Here is an 18,390-nt window from a genome sequence, read left to right as displayed (position 1 = left end):
CACATGACGACCCATATTCAACGTTCGGCCCTTTTGCCCTATCCGGCGCAGTTTCTGTATGACCTGGTCAATGATGTGGCCCGTTACCCGGAGTTTCTTCCCTGGTGCTCTTCGGCCGAGGTGCTGGAAAACAGCGAGGAACGGATGCGTGCCAGTCTGGCGGTGGCCAAGGGCGGCATGAGTCAGCGTTTTGTGACCTGTAATACCCTGGTACCCGGCCAGTCGATCGAGATGAACCTGGAAGAGGGGCCGTTCAATCAATTGCATGGTCTGTGGGTGTTCAAGCCGTTGGGAGAGAAGGCCTGCAAGATCAGTCTTGATCTGTCTTTTGATTATGCGGGGCCTTTGGTGCGGGCCACGTTAGGGCCGCTGTTCAACCAGGCGGCCAATACCCTGGTGGATGCATTCTGTCAGCGGGCCAAGCAACTGCATGGCTGAGTCCCTGATCTCGATCGAGGTGGTTTACGCCGCAGTCGATCGACAGTTGCTGATCACTGTATGGGTGCCCCAGGGCTCGACTCTGCGCGGTGCGCTGCTGGCTTCTTCCATAGGTGAGCATTTTACCGAGTTGGATCTGGCGAACTGTCCGGTGGGCATTTTCGGCAAGCAGGTCATGAATCCTGAGCAGCATTTGGTTCAGGCAGGGGATCGAATCGAAATTTATCGTCCGCTGCTGGCGGACCCGAAAGAGGTTCGGCGTTTGCGTGCTGCCAAGGCCGCTCAGGCGCGTAAGCGCGGACATTGATAGCCAGTGACAGGCAATAAAAAGCCCGGGAATGCCCGGGCTTTTTTATTCGCCACAAATTATTGCGGAGAGGTATCCAGTGGTTCAGGAATAGGCACTGGTACGGTTTTGACGCCATCCACATCTTTCTGGATCTGGTCCAGCAGCGAGCCCGGTTTGACCGGCTTCTCGGCTTTTGGCTTCTCGGCGTTCTCGGCAGGAGCGGTGACGGTGTTTCCGCTCTCTTTGCCAAGCAGGGCTTCGTCGCGGCTCACGCCAGGCATGAAGTCGCCGGCCAGGCTGACCAGTTGGTCGTTGCCATTGAAGATCAGGCTGACGCGTTCCTGTTGGCGTTCACCGCCGCCAGGTTGCAGGCTGTAGAGATAATCCCAGCGATCGGCATGGAACGTGTCGGTCAACAGAGGGTTGCCCATGATAAACCTTACTTGCCGTCGGGTCATTCCCGGGCGCAACTGGTCTATCATGTCCTGCGTCACGACATTGCCCTGCTGGATGTCGATTTTGTAAACCCCGGGGAATGAACAACCGGCGAGTGCGAGCAGTCCCACGAATGTGAAACTGGTTAGCAAGAGCTTGGTGTTTTGCATCGGTGGGCGACTTCCACTATCTTGGCTGGGACAACGTAAACCCCGATCATACCCGCATTAAGAGAAGCTGCGAAGCAGCATCGGCGAGAAAGCTGACCATGGTTGAAAATAGCGAACTACGTAAAGCCGGCCTTAAAGTGACTCTGCCACGGGTCAAAATTCTACAAATGCTCGATTCTACTGAGCAGCGGCACATGAGCGCCGAGGATGTCTACAAGGCGCTGATGGAAGCTGGTGAGGATGTCGGTCTGGCCACGGTTTACCGTGTACTGACTCAATTCGAAGCAGCCGGACTGGTGGTGCGCCATAACTTTGATGGCGGTCACGCTGTATTCGAGCTGGCGGATGGCGGTCACCACGACCATATGGTCAACGTGGAGTCTGGTGAAGTGATCGAATTCTTCGACGAGGAAATCGAAAAGCTTCAGAAGGCGATTGTCGAAAAGCACGGTTTCGAGTTGGTGGATCACAATCTTGTGCTGTATGTGCGCAAGAAGAAGTAAGCCCCTCACGCGACTGGCATAGTCGTGAAACGATCGAAGGCGACCTCAGGGTCGCCTTCGTGCTTTTTGCCTATTATAAAAGAAGCGCTACAACCTCAGGCCTTGGTGGTTACCACCATTTTCTTGGCATGGGCCAGGGACTCCTTGGTCAAATCGATACCGCCCAGCATGCGGGCAATTTCCTCGATTCTTTCGTTCTTGCCCAGTTTGGAAACGGCGGTATGGGTCGCGTTGTTGCCACGGACCTTGTGCACGAACAGATGTTGATGCCCCTGGGCGGCAACTTGTGGCAGGTGAGTAACCGTCAGCACCTGGCCGCGCTCGCCAAGACGCCGCAGCAATTGGCCGACGATCTCGGCAGTCGGGCCGCCGATCCCTACGTCGACTTCGTCGAACACCAGGGTAGGCACTCGTGAGGTTTGTGCCGTGATGACCTGGATCGCCAGGCTGATGCGTGACAACTCGCCACCCGAGGCGACCTTGGCCAGCGCCTTGAGCGGTTGTCCCGGGTTGGCGCTGACCAGGAGTTCGACCTGCTCCAGGCCGTTGGGCAGCAGCTCATCGCTGGTGTTGGCTCGCAGCTCGATCGTGAAGCGTCCGCCGGGCATGCCCAGGCGCTGAATTTCCAGTTCTACCGCGCTGGCCAGTCCGGTGGCCGCCTGCTCCCGCAAGCGACTCAGTTCCTGGGCTTTCTCCTGATAGTGGCGGGCGAAGGACTGCAGCTCTTCGCCGAGGCGCTCGATGCTCTCGTCGTTGGCGTCCAGGGTTTCGATTTCATCCAGCAGGGTTTGCTGCATGGCCGCCAGTTCGAAGGGCTGGATGCGATGCTTGCGTGCCAGGGTATAGATGGAGTCCAGGCGTTCCTCCAGCTGTTGCAGGCGTGCCGGGTCGGCATCGAAGTGATCGAGGAAGCGATTCAATTCGCCCACGGCTTCTTCCACCTGGATCTGGGCGCTGGCCAGCAGGTTGGTGGCCTCGCCTAATGCTCCTGTCGAGTTGCCGATGCTGGACAGGCGGTTGAGGCTGACGGTCAAGGCGTTGAGGACATTGCCGGAGTCACTTTCGCTGCACTGTTCGACCACCTGGCGGCAGATGCCCAGCAGGGTTTCGGCGTTGGTCAGGTTCTTGTGTTCCTGCTCCAGCTCTTCGAGTTCGTTTTCTCCCAGGCCGAGATTCTCCAGCTCTTCAAGCTGATAACTCAGCAGTTGATGGCGGGCGCGCTGCTCATCGCCGGAATTGGACAGGCGCTCCAGCTCCTGGCGGGTCTGGCGCCAGCGTTGGGCTGCCAGTTGTACCTGGCGGGCAAGATCGGTAGCGCCGGCATATTCATCCAGCAGGCGGCGATGGGTATCGGTTTTGAGCAGCGACTGGTGTTCATGCTGACTGTGAATGTCGATCAAGAGCTCGCCCAGGGCCTTGAGGTCGCCAAGCGGGCAGGGCGTGCCATTGATATAGCCGCGTGAGCGCCCTTCGGCGGTGATGACCCGGCGCAGGATGCAGGGGCCGTCGTTGTCCAGGTCGCGCTCGGCCAGCCAGGTGCGGGCCTCGGGAATGTCCGCCAGGTCGAAGGTGGCGAGGATGTCGGCCTTGTCGGCTCCTGGTCGTACCACACCGCTGTCGGCCCGGTCGCCCAGGGTCAGGCCGAGTGCGTCGAGCATGATCGACTTGCCGGCGCCGGTTTCGCCTGTGATGACGCTCATCCCGCGATCCAGTTCCAGATCCAGGTGTTCGACGATGGCGTAATTGTGTACGGACAGGTGCACCAGCATGAAGGCCGCTCCCAAACTAAATGTCTGGTTATTTATACAGTGTTTTGTTTTGGGCTGACAATGCTTTCCCTTAGCTCGATTCGCTTGGTTGATTTGTCTTTTTAGCGCGTTCGGTAATCACTGTTGTCGGGATTTACTGAAGGCTGATGACTTTTGCTGTGGTGGCGGGCTTGAACCCTGAAAATGCGACCCCATATAGCAGGGCAGAAGAGTGGGCCTGGCTCACTGACGATATTGAAAGGAGAATTTCATGGCTGACGAACAGACTCTGGATACGCAAAATCTAGACGCCAATCAGGCTCCCGAGGCTTCGGGTGAAGACCTGGCGGCTCGTGTACAAGTGCTCGAAGAGCAACTGGCTGGTGCGCAAGATCAGGCTTTGCGTGTTGCAGCTGATCTGCAGAACGTCCGCCGCCGCGCCGAGCAGGACGTGGAGAAAGCTCACAAATTCGCTCTGGAAAAGTTTGCCGGCGACTTGCTGCCGGTGATCGACAGCCTGGAGCGCGGCCTGGAGCTGTCCAACCCGGACGACGAGAGCATCCGTCCGATGCGTGAAGGCATCGAGCTGACCTTGAAGATGTTCCACGACACCCTCAAGCGTTATCAGTTGGAAGCCATCGATCCGCATGGCGAGCCGTTCAACGCTGAACAGCACCAGGCCATGGCCATGCAGGAAAGCGCAGACGTCGAGCCCAACAGTGTTCTCAAGGTGTTCCAGAAGGGCTATCAGCTCAATGGTCGCCTGCTGCGCCCGGCCATGGTCGTGGTCAGCAAGGTTCCTGCACCCGTTTCGCCTTCGATTGACGAAAAGGCTTGAAAACGGCTGTAGAGCCCCCATTTATCAGTCAAGCGTTTAAGTGCTACCGCAGTTTGCCACCACGGCTGCGGCATCCAAATCCAAAGTTTCGGGAGAGTTAACATGGGCAAAATTATCGGAATTGACTTGGGGACCACCAACTCGTGCGTCTCCATTCTTGAAAACGGCAACGTAAAAGTTATCGAAAACGCCGAAGGCGCGCGGACCACCCCGTCGATCATTGCGTACGCCAACGATGGCGAGATCCTGGTAGGTCAGTCGGCCAAGCGCCAGGCAGTCACCAACCCGCACAACACCCTGTACGCCGTAAAGCGTCTGATCGGTCGTCGTTTTGACGAAGAAGTTGTGCAGAAAGACATTCAGATGGTCCCTTACAAGATCGTCAAGGCTGACAACAGCGACGCCTGGGTTGAAGTGAACGGCCAGAAAATGGCTCCGCCACAGATCTCGGCTGAAATTCTCAAGAAAATGAAGAAGACCGCCGAAGATTACCTCGGTGAAGCGGTGACCGAAGCGGTCATCACTGTTCCGGCCTACTTCAACGACAGCCAGCGTCAGGCCACCAAAGATGCTGGCCGCATCGCCGGTCTGGACGTCAAGCGCATCATCAACGAACCAACCGCAGCCGCGCTGGCCTACGGTATGGACAAGGCCAAGGGCGATCACACCGTGATCGTTTACGACCTGGGTGGCGGTACTTTCGACGTTTCCGTGATCGAGATCGCTGAAGTCGATGGCGAGCACCAGTTCGAAGTGCTGGCTACCAACGGTGACACCTTCCTCGGTGGTGAAGACTTCGACATCCGTCTGATCGACTACCTGGTTGACGAGTTCAAGAAAGAAAGCGGCATGAACCTCAAGGGTGACCCGCTGGCCATGCAGCGTCTGAAAGAAGCTGCTGAAAAAGCCAAGATCGAGCTGTCCTCGAGCCAGCAGACCGACGTGAACCTGCCTTACATCACTGCAGACGCCACCGGTCCTAAGCACCTGAACGTGAAGATTTCCCGCGCCAAGCTGGAATCGCTGGTTGAAGACCTGGTTCAGCGCACCATCGAGCCTTGCCGTATCGCTCTGAAGGACGCTGGTATCGACGTTGGCTCGATCAACGATGTGATCCTGGTCGGCGGCCAGACCCGTATGCCTCTGGTGCAGAAAGCTGTAACCGATTTCTTCGGCAAGGAAGCTCGCAAGGACGTCAACCCGGACGAAGCGGTTGCCATGGGTGCTGCCATCCAGGGTGCGGTATTGGCCGGTGACGTGAAGGACGTACTGCTGCTGGACGTTAGCCCGCTGACCCTGGGTATCGAAACCATGGGTGGCGTGATGACCGCGCTGATCGAGAAAAACACCACGATTCCAACCAAGAAATCGCAAGTGTTCTCGACTGCCGATGACAACCAGGGCGCAGTGACCATTCACGTACTGCAGGGCGAGCGTAAGCAAGCCGCGCAGAACAAGTCCCTGGGCAAGTTCGACCTGACCGACATTCCACCTGCTCCACGTGGCGTGCCGCAGATCGAAGTGACCTTCGACATCGACGCCAACGGCATTCTGCACGTAGGTGCGAAGGACAAGGCTACCGGCAAGACTCAGTCGATCGTGATCAAGGCCAACTCCGGCCTGTCGGATGAAGAAATCCAGCAGATGATCCGTGATGCTGAAGCCAACTCGGAAGAGGATCGCAAGTTCGAAGAGCTGGCCACTGCCCGTAACCAGGGTGATGCGCTGGTGCACTCGACTCGCAAGATGGTGGCTGACGCCGGTGACAAAGTCACCGCAGAAGAAAAGGCCGCCATCGAAGCTGCTGTGGTCGCCCTGGAGGCCGCTGTCAAAGGCGACGACAAGGCTGCCATCGAAGCCAAGGTCGAAGAGCTGTCGAAAGTCTCGGCTCCGGTTGCTCAGAAGATGTACGCCGAACAGGCTCAGCCTGCAGAGGGCGCGGCACCACACGCCGAGTCCGCTGAAAAAGCCGATGACGTTGTCGACGCCGAGTTCGAAGAAGTTAAAGACCACAAGTAATAGCTTGTTGGTCGGCCGGTTGACTGCCTTTGGGCGGTGACTGGTAGGATGTCGCCGCGCGGGAGCTTGCTCCCGCGTTGGCGTGTCTGGAGTCAGTGAATTTTTGACGGCGTGCAACCTCCGTTTGTGCGCTGGCGGTCGGGCCGGAGAAGCTCCTGCTTTCCGGTTGCGACGACCGCAGTCGTCGACCTGCAATCGGGTCGTCTATCCAAGACCAGGATCGTTGAATTGACGTGAGTTGGGTCCGGGCCTGTATTGGGGCTCAGCGAGTTTGGCAGAGCTCAGGAGGGTTTGCCGGACGTCCTTAAGAGTGCAAAGACTTATGGCAAAGCGTGACTATTACGAAGTGTTGGGTGTGGAGCGCGGCTCCAGCGAAGCGGAGCTGAAAAAGGCTTACCGCCGCCTGGCGATGAAGCATCACCCGGATCGTAATCCCGGCGACAAAGCGTCGGAGGATATGTTCAAGGAGGCCAACGAGGCCTACGAAGTGCTGTCCGATTCCAGTAAGCGTGCAGCGTATGACCAGTACGGTCATGCCGGTGTCGACCCGAGCATGGGTGGCGGCGGTGCCGGTTTCGGTGGTCAGAATTTCTCCGATATCTTCGGTGATGTGTTCAGTGATTTCTTCGGTGGTGGTCGCGGTGGTTCCCGCGGCGGCGCGCAGCGCGGCAGCGATCTGCGTTACACCCTGGAACTGAATCTGGAAGAGGCGGTGCGTGGCACCACGGTAAATATCCGTGTGCCGACGCTGGTCAATTGCAAGCCGTGCGATGGTTCGGGCGCCAAGAAAGGCTCGTCACCTGTGACTTGCCCGACTTGCGGCGGCATTGGTCAGGTGCGCATGCAGCAGGGCTTCTTCTCGGTGCAGCAGACCTGCCCGCGTTGCCATGGCCAGGGCAAGATCATTTCCGATCCGTGCGATTCGTGCCGCGGCGAAGGTCGTGTCGAAGAGTACAAGACGCTGTCGGTCAAGGTGCCGGCCGGTGTCGATACCGGGGATCGTATTCGTCTTTCCGGTGAAGGTGAGGCGGGGACCCAGGGTGGTCCGACCGGCGACCTCTATGTGGTGATCAATGTGCGTGAGCACGCGATCTTCCAGCGCGACGGCAAGCATCTGTTCTGCGAAGTGCCTATCAGTTTCGTCGATGCGGCGTTGGGCGGCGAGCTGGAGATTCCGACCCTGGATGGTCGGGTCAAGCTGAAGATTCCCGAGGGGACTCAGACTGGCAAGCAGTTCCGGATTCGCGGCAAGGGTGTTGCTCCTGTGCGTGGTGGCGGTGCTGGCGACCTGATGTGTCGGGTTGCGGTAGAGACGCCGGTGAATCTGAGTCGTCGCCAGCGGGAATTGCTGGAAGAGCTGCGTGGTTCGCTGGATGGCGATAACTCTCACTCGCCGAAAACCACTGGCTGGTTCGAGGGCGTCAAGCGCTTCTTCGGCGACCTGTAAGGAGTAGGGCATGCGACGTATAGCTGTGATGGGTGCCGCAGGGCGCATGGGCAAGACTTTGGTCGAGGCCGTGCAGCTGCGTTCGCCGCTCTCCGGCCTGACGGCCGCGATCGTTCGGCCGGGCAGTTCGCTGGTCGGTGCGGATGCGGGTGAGCTGGCGTCTCTTGGGCGTCTTGGCGTGCCAATGTCCGACAGCCTGGAAAAAGTCGTTGATGAGTTCGATGTGCTGATCGACTTCACCTTGCCGGAAGTGATGCTCAAGAACCTGGCGTTCTGCCGCAAGGCGGGCAAGGCCATGGTGATTGGTACCACCGGTCTTGGGGCCAAGGAAAAGCAGTTGCTGGTCGAGGCGAGCAAGGATATTCCCATCGTCTTCGCCGCCAACTTCAGTGTCGGGGTCAACCTGTCGCTGAAACTGCTGGATATGGCAGCGCGGGTCCTGGGTGATGACGCGGACATCGAAATCATCGAAGCCCATCACCGACACAAGATCGATGCGCCGTCGGGCACGGCCCTGCGCATGGGTGAGGTGATCGCCAATGCCTTGGGGCGTGATCTGCAGCAGGTTGCGGTTTATGGTCGCGAAGGTCATACCGGTGCGCGTGAGCGGGAAACCATTGGCTTTGCCACTGTGCGCGGCGGCGATGTGGTGGGGGATCACACCGTGTTGTTTGCCACCGAGGGCGAGCGTCTGGAGATCACTCACAAGGCGTCCAGTCGCATGACGTTTGCCAAGGGAGCGGTGCGTGCTGCCCTCTGGCTGGATGGTCGCGAGGCCGGTCTTTACGACATGCAGGATGTGCTTGATCTGCGTTGAGAAGCATCTGAAGTGGGGTTGAGGTTGTCTTTCAACCCCGCTTCGCACCGCTAGGCGATGTTCTGTCGCATTCCTCTGCCTTTAGGGCTCATTAGCGGTGGACCGAAAAAGCCTTTTTCTGTAAGCTACAGCTTTAGTGTGTCCACTAAAAGCGCGCAGATAATTCGACGAAGAAGCGGGGTGACGTGTCTATACGTCATTCCGCTTTTTTGCAACCTGCGATCGCCCTTTCAGGCTCTATTTACGGGAGGTCTTCTTGACTAAGCCAGCCATACTCGCCCTTGCTGATGGCAGCATTTTTCGTGGCGAAGCCATTGGAGCCGACGGTCAAACCGTTGGTGAGGTGGTGTTCAACACCGCAATGACCGGCTATCAGGAAATCCTTACCGATCCTTCCTACGCCCAGCAAATCGTTACCCTGACTTATCCCCACATTGGCAACACCGGCACCACGCCGGAAGATGCCGAGTCCGACCGCGTCTGGTCGGCCGGCCTGGTCATTCGTGATCTGCCGCTGGTGGCCAGCAACTGGCGTAACACCCTGTCCCTGTCCGATTACCTGAAAGCCAACAATGTGGTGGCGATCGCCGGTATCGACACCCGTCGCCTGACGCGCATCCTGCGTGAGAAAGGTGCGCAGAACGGCTGCATCATGGCCGGTGAAAACATCTCCGAAGAAGCGGCGATTGCCGCAGCCCGCGCCTTCCCGGGCCTCAAAGGCATGGACCTGGCGAAAGTCGTCAGCACCAAGCAAAGCTACGAGTGGCGTTCCACTGTCTGGGATCTGAAGACCGACAGCCACGCCACCCTCGAAGCCGCTGACCTGCCGTACCACGTGGTTGCCTACGATTACGGGGTCAAGCTGAACATTCTGCGCATGCTGGTCGAGCGTGGCTGCCGCGTGACCGTGGTGCCTGCCCAGACGCCGGCGAGCGACGTGCTGGCTCTCAATCCAGATGGCGTGTTCCTGTCCAACGGCCCTGGCGATCCCGAGCCTTGCGACTACGCCATCAAGGCGATCAAGGAGATCCTCGATACCGAGATTCCGGTATTCGGCATCTGCCTGGGGCACCAGCTGCTGGCCCTGGCCTCCGGCGCCAAGACGCTGAAGATGGGGCATGGTCACCACGGCGCCAACCACCCGGTCCAGGACTTGGATACCGGCGTGGTCATGATCACCAGCCAGAACCACGGCTTTGCCGTGGATGAAGCCACGCTGCCGGGTAACGTCCGGGCGATCCACAAGTCGCTGTTCGACGGCACCCTGCAGGGTATCGAGCGTACCGACAAGAGCGCGTTCAGCTTCCAGGGCCACCCTGAAGCCAGCCCGGGCCCGAACGATGTGGCGCCGCTGTTCGACCGCTTCATCAACGAGATGGCCAAGCGACGCTAAGCGCTCGCCTTGAAAGTGTAGCGAGCAGCGCTTGAGGGTGGCCCCGGCGAGTCCGGCGGAATCCCCTCAGGCGCCTCAGAGAATGTTCAAGACGGCTTGCCGACTGACCTGCGGATTTGAGTGACAACCCATGCCAAAACGTACAGACATTAAAAGCATCCTGATTCTTGGCGCTGGCCCGATCGTGATCGGCCAGGCCTGCGAATTCGACTACTCCGGCGCCCAGGCTTGCAAGGCCCTGCGCGAAGAGGGTTACCGGGTCATCCTGGTGAACTCCAACCCAGCCACCATCATGACCGACCCGGCCATGGCCGACGCCACTTACATCGAGCCGATCAAGTGGCAGACCGTTGCCAAGATCATCGAGAAAGAACGTCCGGACGCGCTGCTGCCAACCATGGGCGGCCAGACGGCTCTGAACTGCGCCCTGGACCTGGAGCGCGAAGGCGTTCTGGAAAAGTTTGGCGTAGAGATGATCGGTGCCAACGCCGACACCATCGACAAGGCCGAAGACCGTTCGCGCTTCGACGCCGCGATGAAGTCCATCGGCCTGGCGTGCCCACGTTCCGGTATCGCTCACAGCATGGAAGAGGCCAATGCGGTTCTCGACAAGCTGGGCTTCCCTTGCATCATCCGTCCGTCCTTCACCATGGGCGGCACCGGCGGCGGTATTGCTTACAACCGTGAAGAGTTCGAAGAAATCTGCGCCCGCGGTCTGGACCTGTCGCCGACCAAGGAGCTGCTGATCGACGAATCGCTGATCGGCTGGAAAGAGTACGAGATGGAAGTGGTCCGCGATAAGAAGGACAACTGCATCATCGTCTGCTCCATCGAAAACTTCGACCCGATGGGCGTGCACACCGGTGACTCGATCACCGTGGCTCCGGCGCAGACCCTGACCGACAAGGAATACCAGATCCTGCGTAACGCCTCCCTGGCGGTATTGCGCGAGATTGGCGTGGAAACCGGCGGCTCCAACGTGCAGTTCGGCATCTGCCCGAACACTGGCCGCATGGTCGTGATCGAGATGAACCCGCGGGTGTCCCGCTCTTCGGCGCTGGCCTCGAAAGCTACCGGCTTCCCGATCGCCAAGGTCGCGGCCAAGCTGGCAGTGGGCTACACCCTGGATGAGCTGTCCAACGACATCACCGGCGGCAAGACTCCGGCGTCCTTCGAGCCGTCTATCGACTACGTCGTGACCAAGTTGCCACGCTTCGCCTTCGAGAAGTTCTCCAAGGCCGACGCACGCCTGACCACCCAGATGAAATCTGTTGGTGAAGTCATGGCCATCGGCCGGACTTTCCAGGAATCCCTGCAGAAAGCCCTGCGCGGCCTGGAAGTGGGCGTTTGCGGCCTGGATCCGAAGCTCGACCTGAGCAATCCGGAAAGCATGAACGTGCTCAAGCGCGAACTGACCGTGCCGGGTGCCGAGCGTATCTGGTACGTGGCTGATGCCTTCCGTGCCGGCATGACTGTCGAGCAGATCTTCGGCATGAACATGATCGACCCTTGGTTCCTGGTGCAGATCGAAGATCTGATCAAGGAAGAAGAGAGGGTCAAGACCCTGGGTCTGTCGGCCATCGATCGCGATCTGATGTTCCGCCTGAAGCGCAAAGGCTTCTCCGATCAGCGTCTGGCCAAGCTGCTGGGTGTGACCGAGAAAAACCTGCGTACTCACCGTCACAAACTGGAAGTGTTCCCGGTCTACAAGCGCGTCGACACCTGCGCTGCCGAGTTCGCCACTGACACCGCTTATCTGTACTCGACTTATGAAGAAGAGTGCGAGGCCGCGCCGTCGACCCGCGACAAGATCATGATCCTGGGTGGCGGTCCAAACCGTATCGGCCAAGGTATCGAGTTCGACTACTGCTGCGTACATGCTGCGCTGGCGCTGCGCGACGATGGTTACGAAACCATCATGGTCAACTGCAACCCGGAAACCGTTTCCACTGACTACGACACCTCTGATCGCCTGTACTTCGAGCCAGTGACCCTAGAAGACGTGCTGGAAATCGTCCGCGTCGAGAAGCCTAAAGGTGTGATCGTGCAGTACGGCGGCCAGACTCCGCTGAAGCTGGCTCGTGCCCTGGAAGCGGCCGGCGTGCCGATCATCGGTACCAGCCCTGACGCTATTGACCGTGCCGAAGACCGTGAGCGTTTCCAGCAGATGGTCGAGCGCCTGAACCTGCGTCAGCCACCAAACGCCACCGTGCGCAGCGAAGACGAAGCGATTCGTGCCGCGACCAAGATTGGCTATCCGCTGGTGGTGCGTCCGTCCTACGTTCTGGGCGGTCGGGCGATGGAAATCGTTTATGAGGAAGAAGAGCTCAAGCGCTACCTGCGCGAAGCGGTCCAGGTGTCCAACGACAGCCCGGTGCTGCTGGACCACTTCCTCAACTGCGCCATCGAAATGGATGTGGACGCCGTTTGTGACGGCACTGATGTGGTGATCGGCGCAATCATGCAGCACATCGAGCAAGCCGGTGTTCACTCCGGTGACTCCGCGTGCTCGCTGCCGCCTTACTCGCTGCCGGCGCACATCCAGGACGAGATGCGTGAGCAGGTCAAGAAGATGGCCCTGGAACTGGGTGTGGTCGGTCTGATGAACGTGCAGCTGGCCCTGCAGGGTGAGCAGATCTACGTGATCGAGGTGAACCCGCGTGCCTCCCGTACCGTGCCTTTCGTGTCCAAGTGCATCGGTGTCTCGCTGGCAATGATCGCTGCCCGTGTGATGGCGGGTAAGACTCTGAAAGAGCTGGGTTTCACCAAGGAGATCATTCCGAACTTCTACAGCGTCAAGGAAGCGGTGTTCCCCTTTGCCAAGTTCCCGGGTGTTGACCCGATCCTCGGCCCAGAGATGAAGTCCACCGGTGAAGTGATGGGTGTGGGCGATACTTTCGGTGAAGCCTTTGCCAAGGCCCAGATGGGCGCCAGCGAAGTATTGCCAACTGGCGGCACTGCATTTATCAGCGTGCGTAATGATGACAAGCCGCTGGTTGCAGGCGTAGCCCGTGATCTGATCAACTTGGGCTTCGAAGTGGTTGCGACGGCAGGCACCGCCAAGGTGATCGAGGCGGCCGGCCTGAAAGTACGTCGCGTGAACAAGGTGACTGAAGGTCGTCCGCATGTGGTCGATATGATCAAGAACGACGAAGTCACCCTGATCATCAACACCACTGAAGGTCGTCAGTCTATCGCTGACTCGTATTCCATTCGTCGTAACGCCTTGCAGCACAAGATCTACTGCACTACCACCATTGCTGCTGGCGAAGCTATCTGCGAAGCGTTGAAGTTCGGTCCGGAAAAGACCGTGCGTCGCTTGCAGGATCTACACGCAGGATTGAAGCATGAATAAATACCCAATGACCGTCCAGGGCGCTCGCGCCCTGGAAGAAGAGCATGCTCACCTGACCAAGGTCGTGCGTCCGAAGCTCAGCCAGGACATCGGTACGGCCCGTGAGTTGGGTGATTTGAAGGAAAACGCCGAATACCATGCTGCTCGTGAGCAGCAGGGTATGGTCGAGGCGCGGATCCGTGATATCGAAGGCCGCTTGCAGAACTCGGTGGTCATTGATGTTACGACCATCCCTCATAGCGGCAAGGTAATTTTTGGTACCACGGTGGAGATCGCTAACGTCGAAACCGACGAAAGTGTCACCTACCAGATCGTTGGTGAGGACGAGGCTGATATCAAGCTCGGTAAAATCTCCGTCGGTTCGCCGATCGCTCGCGCCTTGATTGCCAAGGAAGAGGGTGATGTGGTGGCGGTCAAAACGCCTGGCGGCGTTATCGAGTATGAGATTGTCGAAGTCCGTCACATCTGAAAGAAGGCGCCCGCTGCAAGCGGGCGCCATGCTTTGGCAGCTGACCCAGATGTTGTGGGTTGGCGGCTTATGGTTGTTGCATCTCGGCTTGCTTCCCGCCCTGGGGCAGATTGGTCTTGCCCCTTTGCTGATCGAAGAAATTTCCACCTTGCTCAGTGCGTTGTTGGTGGGTTTTTCGGCGGCATGCCTGATTCTGCAGGCGGCGGTACTGATTCAGTCCGAAGGGCTGAAAAGTCTATGGCGGGATATTCGGGGGCAACTGCTGTTGATGGCGATGTATGCGTGCGGGATGTATTTCACTGTACGCATTCTGCTGCCGGAGGCTCAGCGCTGGCAGTTGTTCAGCTATCTGGTTCTGGGGTTTTCCGGTCTGGTATTGGTGTTGCAGCCAGTGCCGGGATGGGGTGGAAGGGTGCGCCAGGCACACCCTTGACCCTTGTCGACGTCAGTGGAAACGATGGACGTTCGACAATTGCTTGTTTACCTTGGCGTTCTTGCGGTAGATCAACGCCATCTTGCCGATAACTTGCACCAGATCCGCTTTGCCGGCTTTGCACAGTTCGGCAATGGCTTCCAGGCGCGACTCGCGCTCAAGGATGTTGAGCTTGATCTTGATCAGCTCGTGATCGCTCAAGGCGCGTTCAAGTTCGGCTAGCACACCTTCGGTCAAACCGTTGTCAGCCACAGTCAATACTGGTTTCAGATGGTGGCCAATGGATTTGTACTGTTTCTTCTGCTCTTGAGTGAGCGGCATAATCTGACCCCTGCGTCTGATCTTGTAAAAAGCGGCGGCCAGTTTACCCGAGCGAGTCCGGGACCGCCCAGTTAATCACGACCCGTTTTATTTTTGAGGTGGCCCGTGGCCCGTTCCAAGACAAGCCATAACTGGCTGAAAGAGCACTTCAACGACCCATTCGTCAAAATGGCGCAAAAAGATGGGTATCGTTCTCGTGCCAGCTACAAGCTACTGGAGATCCAGGAAAAGGACCGGCTTATCCGTCCTGGCATGAGTGTTATCGACCTGGGTGCTGCGCCGGGTGGCTGGTCGCAAGTGACCAGTCGTCTGATTGGTGGTCAGGGGCGACTGATTGCTTCCGATATCCTGGAGATGGACAGCATTCCCGATGTGACCTTTATTCAAGGGGACTTCACCGAGGATGCGGTGCTGGCACAGATTCTCGAGGCTGTTGGAAATTCGGAAGTCGACCTTGTGATTTCCGATATGGCCCCCAATATGAGTGGGTTAGCGGCTGTGGATATGCCGCGGGCGATGTTCTTGTGCGAATTGGCGCTGGACCTTGCCAGCCGTGTACTACGTCCAGGTGGTGATTTTCTGATCAAAATCTTCCAGGGTGAAGGTTTTGACGAGTACCACAAGAGCGTTCGGCAGATGTTCGAGAAGGTACAGATGCGTAAGCCGACGTCCTCTCGTGACCGTTCCCGAGAGCAGTATCTGCTTGGGCGCGGCTTCCGGGGTCGTAGTGAGTGAGTAAGGTTTTTGACCGGGGTGATAGGATTTTCGTATTTCGCCCCGTCAGATTAAACGCATATTGTGTAGTCTAAGTTTCACATAGGGTTACAGACAGCGCCTGCCAGAGCTGTAGGTAATGTAGTAAGTTAGGCCGGTGAATATCATGCGAAGCGCGCGCCAGTAGCGGAGCTTGCTTCAGAGGGTAGTTAATTGAACGACATGGCAAAGAATCTGATCCTGTGGTTGATCATCGCTGCCGTCCTGGTGACGGTGATGAACAACTTCTCCAGCCCTAACGAGCCGCAGACCCTCAACTATTCCGACTTCATCCAGCAAGTTAAGGATGGCAAGGTCGAGCGCGTAGCTGTTGATGGCTACGTTATTACCGGCAAGCGCAACGATGGCGACAGCTTCAAGACCATCCGCCCTGCGATTCAGGACAACGGCCTGATTGGCGACTTGGTGGACAACCATGTTGTGGTCGAAGGCAAACAACCTGAGCAGCAAAGTATCTGGACCCAACTGTTGGTCGCCAGCTTCCCGATCCTGGTGATCATTGCAGTCTTCATGTTCTTCATGCGGCAAATGCAGGGTGGGGCAGGCGGCAAAGGTGGGCCGATGAGCTTTGGCAAGAGCAAGGCGCGTCTGCTCTCTGAAGATCAAGTGAAAACCACTCTGGCTGACGTCGCAGGTTGTGACGAGGCCAAAGAGGAAGTTGGCGAGCTGGTTGAGTTCCTGCGTGATCCAGGCAAGTTTCAGCGTTTGGGTGGTCGTATTCCTCGCGGCGTGCTGATGGTCGGTCCTCCGGGTACCGGTAAGACCCTGCTGGCCAAGGCCATTGCCGGCGAAGCCAAGGTGCCGTTTTTCACCATTTCCGGTTCCGACTTCGTCGAGATGTTCGTCGGTGTTGGTGCCAGCCGTGTTCGCGATATGTTCGAACAGGCCAAAAAACATGCGCCATGCATCATTTTCATCGATGAGATCGACGCTGTCGGTCGTCACCGTGGTGCCGGCATGGGCGGCGGTCATGATGAGCGTGAGCAAACCCTCAACCAATTGCTGGTTGAGATGGATGGCTTTGAAATGAACGACGGCATCATTGTGATTGCCGCTACCAACCGTCCAGACGTACTCGACCCGGCGCTGCTGCGTCCCGGTCGTTTCGACCGTCAAGTGGTGGTGGGGCTGCCGGATATTCGCGGTCGTGAGCAGATTCTCAAGGTTCACATGCGCAAAGTGCCAATGGGCGAAGATGTCGCTCCGGCAGTGATCGCGCGCGGTACTCCGGGCTTCTCCGGTGCGGACTTGGCGAACCTGGTGAACGAGGCCTCGCTGTTCGCGGCGCGTACCGGTAAGCGTATTGTCGAAATGAAAGAGTTTGAGCTGGCCAAGGACAAGATCATGATGGGCGCTGAGCGCAAATCCATGGTCATGTCCGAGAAAGAAAAGCAGAACACCGCTTATCACGAAGCTGGCCACGCCATTGTCGGTCGAGTCGTGCCTGAGCATGATCCGGTCTACAAAGTCTCGATCATTCCTCGCGGTCGGGCGTTGGGCGTCACCATGTTCCTGCCGGAAGAAGACCGCTACAGCCTGTCCAAGCGGGCCCTGATCAGCCAGATCTGCTCGCTCTATGGTGGCCGTATCGCAGAAGAGATGACTCTTGGTTTTGACGGTGTGACCACCGGTGCATCCAACGACATCATGCGCGCCAGTCAGATTGCCCGGAACATGGTCACCAAGTGGGGGTTGTCCGAAAAGCTCGGTCCGTTGATGTATGCGGAAGAAGAGGGCGAAGTATTCCTGGGTCGTAGTGCAGGCAGCCAGCACGCCAGCTTGTCCGCTGAAACGGCGAAGCTGATCGACTCTGAAGTGCGCAGCATCATTGATCAGTGCTACGGCACTGCCAAGCAGATCCTGACCGACAACCGCGACAAGCTGGACGCCATGGCAGACGCCTTGATGAAGTACGAAACCATCGATGCTGATCAGATTGACGACATCATGGCCGGGCGCACGCCGCGTGAACCTCGTGATTGGGAGGGCGGTTCGGGCACTACTCCTCCAGTGGTGCAAAACGAACGTCCGGAAACACCCATCGGCGGCCCTGCTGCCGACCACTAAGGTTTTAAATGACTTCTGTTCCTTCCTCCACCCGGCTGCCTTGCGGCAACCGGGTTCTTGATTTGGCCCGTGTGCATGTCATGGGCATTCTCAATGTAACCCCCGATTCCTTCTCTGATGGCGGTCGCTTCAGCCAGCTGGATGTCGCCTTGCGGCATGCCGAGGCCATGGTCCTGGCTGGTGCTACGCTGATCGATATCGGCGGCGAGTCGACGCGGCCAGGTGCCCGTGCGGTATCGCCTCTGGAAGAGTTGGAGCGTGTGGCCCCGGTCGTGGAGCGAATTAATCGCGAGCTGGATGTGGTTATTTCCGTTGATACCTCAACGCCGGCTGTCATGCGCGAAACTGCTCGCCAGGGAGCGGGGTTGATCAATGATGTGCGCGCATTGCGCCGTGATGGTGCCCTGGATGCGGCGGCCGCTACAGGTTTGCCTGTATGCCTGATGCATATGCTCGGTGAGCCTGGCGACATGCAGGACAACCCGCACTACGAGGATGTCGCTCGGGAGGTGAGTGAGTTTCTGCTTGAGCGGATGGCCGCGTGTGCGTCGGCGGGGATCGAGGCTGAGCGCATTGTCCTTGACCCGGGCTTTGGTTTTGCCAAGACCCTGCAGCACAATTTGAGTCTGTTCAAGCATATGGAGACCTTGCATGCCCTTGGGCGCCCCCTGCTGGTTGGGGTGTCGCGCAAAAGCATGATTGGTCAGTCCCTGAATCGACCTGTAGCCGAGCGATTGCACGGCAGTCTGGCACTTGCGGCACTGGCGGTGACCAAGGGCGCGAAGATTATCCGCGTCCATGATGTTGCCGAAACGGTGGATGTGGTGCGAATGATTGCGGCAGTGGAATCCGCCGAATAAGAATGATGGAGTAC

Annotated in this window: 17 protein-coding genes; 14 read left to right on the top strand and 3 right to left on the bottom strand. The window is 58.2% G+C overall.

Annotated features, from left to right (window positions below; genetic code table 11):
- The first annotated feature begins 3 nt into the window (after nucleotides 1–3).
- Nucleotides 4–438 carry a type II toxin-antitoxin system RatA family toxin gene (locus L1O02_RS26810; RefSeq protein ID WP_016967218.1) on the top strand — a complete coding sequence of 145 codons (435 nt, stop codon included), beginning with the start codon at nucleotides 4–6 and terminating at the stop codon, nucleotides 436–438.
- Entirely contained in the window at nucleotides 431–745 is a 315-nt protein-coding gene (locus L1O02_RS26805) for an RnfH family protein (RefSeq protein WP_235759004.1), read from the top strand. Before L1O02_RS26810 ends, L1O02_RS26805 begins: the two co-directional genes overlap by 8 nt.
- Before the next feature lie 59 nt (nucleotides 746–804).
- Here L1O02_RS26805 and L1O02_RS26800 read toward each other — a convergent pair whose 3' ends face one another.
- Nucleotides 805–1,332, bottom strand: a complete 528-nt coding sequence (locus L1O02_RS26800; protein WP_060837477.1) for an outer membrane protein assembly factor BamE — start codon at nucleotides 1,330–1,332, stop codon at nucleotides 805–807.
- A 98-nt stretch (nucleotides 1,333–1,430) separates the two neighbouring features.
- Between L1O02_RS26800 and fur the strand changes: the two genes are divergently transcribed.
- Nucleotides 1,431–1,835: a ferric iron uptake transcriptional regulator gene (gene fur / locus L1O02_RS26795; protein WP_011059185.1), complete on the top strand. Its 405-nt coding sequence runs from the start codon at nucleotides 1,431–1,433 to the stop codon at nucleotides 1,833–1,835.
- A gap of 95 nt (nucleotides 1,836–1,930) precedes the next feature.
- Here the strand turns inward: fur and recN are convergent, their stop codons facing one another.
- On the bottom strand, nucleotides 1,931–3,604 hold the full coding sequence (gene recN, locus L1O02_RS26790; RefSeq protein ID WP_235759002.1) for a DNA repair protein RecN: 1,674 nt from the start codon (nucleotides 3,602–3,604) through the stop codon (nucleotides 1,931–1,933).
- Nucleotides 3,605–3,854: 250 nt separating this feature from the next.
- Between recN and grpE the strand changes: the two genes are divergently transcribed.
- The 8 genes from grpE (at nucleotide 3,855) to L1O02_RS26750 (ending at nucleotide 14,354) form a co-directional block, all read left to right on the top strand.
- Nucleotides 3,855–4,421 carry a nucleotide exchange factor GrpE gene (gene grpE / locus L1O02_RS26785; RefSeq protein WP_047301678.1) on the top strand — a complete coding sequence of 189 codons (567 nt, stop codon included), beginning with the start codon at nucleotides 3,855–3,857 and terminating at the stop codon, nucleotides 4,419–4,421.
- A gap of 102 nt (nucleotides 4,422–4,523) precedes the next feature.
- Entirely contained in the window at nucleotides 4,524–6,440 is a 1,917-nt protein-coding gene (dnaK, locus tag L1O02_RS26780; RefSeq protein ID WP_108544169.1) for a molecular chaperone DnaK, read from the top strand.
- Between the two features lie 322 nt (nucleotides 6,441–6,762).
- A complete protein-coding gene (gene dnaJ / locus L1O02_RS26775; protein WP_016967224.1) occupies nucleotides 6,763–7,887 on the top strand; it encodes a molecular chaperone DnaJ in 1,125 nt (374 codons plus the stop codon).
- A 10-nt stretch (nucleotides 7,888–7,897) separates the two neighbouring features.
- Nucleotides 7,898–8,704, top strand: a complete 807-nt coding sequence (gene dapB / locus L1O02_RS26770) for a 4-hydroxy-tetrahydrodipicolinate reductase (protein ID WP_060842454.1) — start codon at nucleotides 7,898–7,900, stop codon at nucleotides 8,702–8,704.
- A gap of 256 nt (nucleotides 8,705–8,960) precedes the next feature.
- Nucleotides 8,961–10,097 (top strand): glutamine-hydrolyzing carbamoyl-phosphate synthase small subunit, encoded by a 1,137-nt coding sequence (gene carA, locus L1O02_RS26765; protein ID WP_235759000.1) that lies wholly within the window; start codon nucleotides 8,961–8,963, stop codon nucleotides 10,095–10,097.
- 130 nt (nucleotides 10,098–10,227) lie between these two features.
- Nucleotides 10,228–13,452 (top strand): carbamoyl-phosphate synthase large subunit, encoded by a 3,225-nt coding sequence (carB, locus tag L1O02_RS26760; protein WP_108544172.1) that lies wholly within the window; start codon nucleotides 10,228–10,230, stop codon nucleotides 13,450–13,452.
- Nucleotides 13,445–13,921 (top strand): transcription elongation factor GreA, encoded by a 477-nt coding sequence (gene greA / locus L1O02_RS26755; RefSeq protein WP_060837484.1) that lies wholly within the window; start codon nucleotides 13,445–13,447, stop codon nucleotides 13,919–13,921. The genes carB and greA overlap by 8 nt, the downstream gene beginning before the upstream one ends.
- A gap of 28 nt (nucleotides 13,922–13,949) precedes the next feature.
- Nucleotides 13,950–14,354, top strand: coding sequence for a hypothetical protein (locus L1O02_RS26750; RefSeq protein ID WP_060837485.1), 405 nt, complete (start codon nucleotides 13,950–13,952; stop codon nucleotides 14,352–14,354).
- A 12-nt stretch (nucleotides 14,355–14,366) separates the two neighbouring features.
- On the opposite strand, the gene L1O02_RS26745 is transcribed toward L1O02_RS26750, so the two are convergent.
- A complete protein-coding gene (locus tag L1O02_RS26745; protein WP_007920867.1) occupies nucleotides 14,367–14,675 on the bottom strand; it encodes a YhbY family RNA-binding protein in 309 nt (102 codons plus the stop codon).
- A 105-nt stretch (nucleotides 14,676–14,780) separates the two neighbouring features.
- Here L1O02_RS26745 and rlmE point away from each other — a divergent pair, with 105 nt between their 5' ends.
- The 3 genes from rlmE to folP all read left to right on the top strand — a co-directional run bounded on the left by rlmE (nucleotide 14,781) and on the right by folP (nucleotide 18,376).
- Nucleotides 14,781–15,410 carry a 23S rRNA (uridine(2552)-2'-O)-methyltransferase RlmE gene (gene rlmE / locus L1O02_RS26740; RefSeq protein ID WP_016967229.1) on the top strand — a complete coding sequence of 210 codons (630 nt, stop codon included), beginning with the start codon at nucleotides 14,781–14,783 and terminating at the stop codon, nucleotides 15,408–15,410.
- Between the two features lie 201 nt (nucleotides 15,411–15,611).
- Complete coding sequence (gene ftsH / locus L1O02_RS26735; RefSeq protein ID WP_060837486.1) at nucleotides 15,612–17,516, top strand: ATP-dependent zinc metalloprotease FtsH; 1,905 nt, start codon at nucleotides 15,612–15,614, stop codon at nucleotides 17,514–17,516.
- A gap of 8 nt (nucleotides 17,517–17,524) precedes the next feature.
- Nucleotides 17,525–18,376 carry a dihydropteroate synthase gene (gene folP, locus L1O02_RS26730; RefSeq protein ID WP_108544185.1) on the top strand — a complete coding sequence of 284 codons (852 nt, stop codon included), beginning with the start codon at nucleotides 17,525–17,527 and terminating at the stop codon, nucleotides 18,374–18,376.
- Nucleotides 18,377–18,390 lie beyond the last annotated feature (14 nt).

This window comes from Pseudomonas sp. BC42 (assembly GCF_021560055.1).
Taxonomy (GTDB): domain Bacteria; phylum Pseudomonadota; class Gammaproteobacteria; order Pseudomonadales; family Pseudomonadaceae; genus Aquipseudomonas.
Note: the sequence above shows the minus strand (reverse complement) of the source record. Positions and strands in the feature narration are given on the sequence as shown.

Coding starts and splice junctions, on each gene's coding strand:
- L1O02_RS26810 (WP_016967218.1), top strand. CDS start 4: ATGACGACCCATATTCAACGTTCGGCCCTTTTGCCCTATCCGGCGCAG.
- grpE (WP_047301678.1), top strand. CDS start 3,855: ATGGCTGACGAACAGACTCTGGATACGCAAAATCTAGACGCCAATCAG.
- L1O02_RS26745 (WP_007920867.1), bottom strand. CDS start 14,675: ATGCCGCTCACTCAAGAGCAGAAGAAACAGTACAAATCCATTGGCCAC.
- fur (WP_011059185.1), top strand. CDS start 1,431: ATGGTTGAAAATAGCGAACTACGTAAAGCCGGCCTTAAAGTGACTCTG.
- dnaK (WP_108544169.1), top strand. CDS start 4,524: ATGGGCAAAATTATCGGAATTGACTTGGGGACCACCAACTCGTGCGTC.
- folP (WP_108544185.1), top strand. CDS start 17,525: ATGACTTCTGTTCCTTCCTCCACCCGGCTGCCTTGCGGCAACCGGGTT.
- dapB (WP_060842454.1), top strand. CDS start 7,898: ATGCGACGTATAGCTGTGATGGGTGCCGCAGGGCGCATGGGCAAGACT.
- ftsH (WP_060837486.1), top strand. CDS start 15,612: ATGGCAAAGAATCTGATCCTGTGGTTGATCATCGCTGCCGTCCTGGTG.
- L1O02_RS26750 (WP_060837485.1), top strand. CDS start 13,950: ATGCTTTGGCAGCTGACCCAGATGTTGTGGGTTGGCGGCTTATGGTTG.
- dnaJ (WP_016967224.1), top strand. CDS start 6,763: ATGGCAAAGCGTGACTATTACGAAGTGTTGGGTGTGGAGCGCGGCTCC.
- L1O02_RS26800 (WP_060837477.1), bottom strand. CDS start 1,332: ATGCAAAACACCAAGCTCTTGCTAACCAGTTTCACATTCGTGGGACTG.
- recN (WP_235759002.1), bottom strand. CDS start 3,604: ATGCTGGTGCACCTGTCCGTACACAATTACGCCATCGTCGAACACCTG.
- L1O02_RS26805 (WP_235759004.1), top strand. CDS start 431: ATGGCTGAGTCCCTGATCTCGATCGAGGTGGTTTACGCCGCAGTCGAT.
- carB (WP_108544172.1), top strand. CDS start 10,228: ATGCCAAAACGTACAGACATTAAAAGCATCCTGATTCTTGGCGCTGGC.
- greA (WP_060837484.1), top strand. CDS start 13,445: ATGAATAAATACCCAATGACCGTCCAGGGCGCTCGCGCCCTGGAAGAA.